Annotated in this window: 3 protein-coding genes; all 3 read left to right on the top strand. The window is 47.8% G+C overall.

All coding sequences use genetic code 11. From position 1 onward, the window contains the following. Positions 1-680: SAM-dependent methyltransferase (locus tag H6S82_RS27655; protein ID WP_191057056.1), on the top strand; the 680-nt coding region annotated here is incomplete at its 5' end. A 316-nt stretch (positions 681-996) separates the two neighbouring features. Further along, complete coding sequence (locus tag H6S82_RS27650; protein ID WP_190463946.1) at positions 997-2,286, top strand: glucose-1-phosphate adenylyltransferase; 1,290 nt, start codon at positions 997-999, stop codon at positions 2,284-2,286. 81 nt (positions 2,287-2,367) lie between these two features. After that, the coding region (locus H6S82_RS27645) for an AAA family ATPase (protein WP_191057055.1) at positions 2,368-2,806 on the top strand (439 nt) is incomplete at its 3' end.

The following is a 2,806-nucleotide window of genomic DNA, read 5'->3' as shown; positions in this document are numbered from 1 at the left end:
TTGCTGACCTACCAACAATTGCTTGGCTTAAAAAAATTAATTCAACATCTGAGTCCCTTTCCGTCTTTTATCAACCGGGCAAAAACCGTCTAACTACTTATCTAGAGATGGTAGAGCGAATTCTTACTTGTGTTCGGGATGGCTTAAAAGTATGCGTTGTATTTTACGGTCATCCAGGAGTTTTTGTTTACCCATCCCATGAAGCAATTAAACGTGCGCGTCTGGAAGGATTTTGTGCCAGGATGTTGCCTGCTATTTCTGCCGAAGATTGCTTATTCGCTGACCTGGGGATCGATCCTGGCACCAGTGGATGTCAAAGTTTTGAAGCCACTGATTTCCTAGTTTACAAGCGCAAGTTCGACACATCTAGCTCATTGATTCTGTGGCAATTTGGCATTGTCGGCGAGTTGTCTTTTAATCCGGAAATTCGTGTCTCTAGGTGTCTCCCTATTCTGATTGAATATTTGCAGCAATACTACTCCTCCGATCACGAAGTAATAATTTATGAGGCTGCACAATATCATATCTGCGAACCAGTTATTCAACGTATTTCTTTAGCAAAAGTTCCTGAAGTTTTGGATGCCCCAATGTCAACACTTTACATACCACCCAAAGCACCAGCATCTCCCGACTTAGAAATGCTCGATCGCTTGGGAATTCCTCGCTCAATACAGGAGTAAAAATAGCTTGGTGTATACTATAAAATCCAACATAAGACATTTTGACTTGGGGAAGAGGGAGTGGGAAAGTCAAAAGTCAAAATTCAAAATTCAAAAGTCAAAATTCCTTTTCTCCCCTCTCCCTCTTCCCTAGTCCCCAGTTCCTAGCCCCTAATCCCGACGCCCTTCTTTTGACTTTTGACTTCCGCGTAGCAGCCCACCCTCCGACTAGGGACAGATCCCCAAAATCTTAGACTTCCTCCCTCCCCCTCTTGCAAACTGCTCCGCACAATCAGACACTGGACTAGGGAGTTGATTGGCAGTTGAGAGGTTTTTCGTGAAAAGAGTACTATCTATCATCCTGGGCGGTGGCGCAGGAACCCGCCTTTACCCGCTAACCAAGCTGCGGGCTAAACCCGCAGTACCCCTGGCCGGGAAGTATCGCCTGATCGATATTCCCGTCAGTAACTGCATTAACTCAGAGATCTTCAAAATATACGTCCTAACGCAATTCAATTCGGCTTCCCTCAATCGTCACCTTGCGCGTGGCTACAACTTTACAGGCTTCACCGACGGGTTCGTTGAGGTACTCGCCGCCCAGCAAACGCCCGAAAACCCCAACTGGTTTCAGGGTACTGCCGATGCGGTGCGCCAGTATATGTGGTTGTTCGAGGAATGGGATGTAGATGAATATCTGATTCTTTCGGGAGACCACCTCTACCGGATGGACTATCGCTTGTTCTGGCAACGCCACCGGGACACCAATGCGGATATCACCATCTCCGTCGTACCGATGGATGAGAAACGGGCCTCCGATTTTGGCTTGATGAAAATCGACCAAAACGGGCGAGTGGTTGACTTCAGCGAAAAACCCAAAGGCGATGCTTTGACAAAGATGCAAGTGGATACCACCGTTCTGGGCCTAACGCCAGAAAAAGCTCAGGCAATGCCTTACATCGCCTCAATGGGGATTTACGTCTTTAAAAAGGATGTGCTGATTCAGCTGCTGAAAGAATCCCCAGAACGCACCGACTTCGGTAAAGAGATTATCCCGGCGTCGGCTAAAGATCTCAACGTTCAAGCTTACCTATTTGGTGGCTACTGGGAAGATATTGGGACGATCGAATCGTTCTACGAAGCAAACTTGGCGCTGACGCGACAGCCTCACCCGCCTTTCAGCTTCTACGACGAAAGTGCCCCCATTTATACTCGCGCCCGTTACTTGCCACCCACAAAACTGTTGGATTGTCAAGTCACAGAATCGATGATCAGCGAAGGCTGTATCCTCAAAGAATGCCGCATCGATCACTCGGTTTTGGGTGTGCGATCGCGCGTTGAATCCGGCTGCATCGTGGAAGACACCCTGGTGATGGGGTCGGACTTCTACCAGCCCTTTATGGAACGGAACTCGATTTGCCATAACGGTAAAGTACCCTTGGGCATCGGTGCGAACACAATAGTTCGCCGTGCCATCATCGACAAAAACGCTTGCATTGGTTGCAACGTTGTCATTACCAACAAAGACAGAGTGGAAGAAGCCGCACGGGAAAGTGAGGGTTTCTACATCCGCAACGGCATTGTTGTAGTTCTCAAAAATGCCACAATTCCCGATGGAACAATCATTTAGATTTTAGATTTCAGATTTTAGATTTTAGATTTTAGATTTATTTTTAATCCAAAATCTAAAATCCAAAATCCAAAATTCTCAATGACGAAACTAATTTTTCTCATAGGGCTTCCTGGTAGCGGCAAATCCTCTCTAGCACAAAAGCTAGTCGCAGAATACCCACAGCGTCTGTTAATTTCCACAGACACCATTAGGGCTAAACTGTTTGGAGATGAAGCGATCCAGGGGCCCTGGTTTTTAGTTTGGGACGAACTAACTCGCCAATTTCAGCAAGCTGTAGAGCAAATACAGTTGGGGCAAGCCAAAGAAGCTATTTACGATGCAACCAACGCCGTTTGCCCACAGCGACGAGAAGCGATCGCCCTCGCCCGCGCCATCGGCTTCACTCACATCACCGCATTGTGGCTAGATATACCAGTGTGGCTTTGTCTGGCACGGAATCGCCGCCGTCAGCGGAGAGTACCGGAAGATGTCATATTCCGGATGTACGGGCGACTGCGCGAAGCGCCGCCAACCTTTG

Source organism: Planktothrix sp. FACHB-1355, from assembly GCF_014748295.1.
Classification (GTDB): domain Bacteria; phylum Cyanobacteriota; class Cyanobacteriia; order Cyanobacteriales; family Aerosakkonemataceae; genus Aerosakkonema; species Aerosakkonema funiforme_A.
This window is presented reverse-complemented; position numbering and strand designations above follow the sequence as displayed.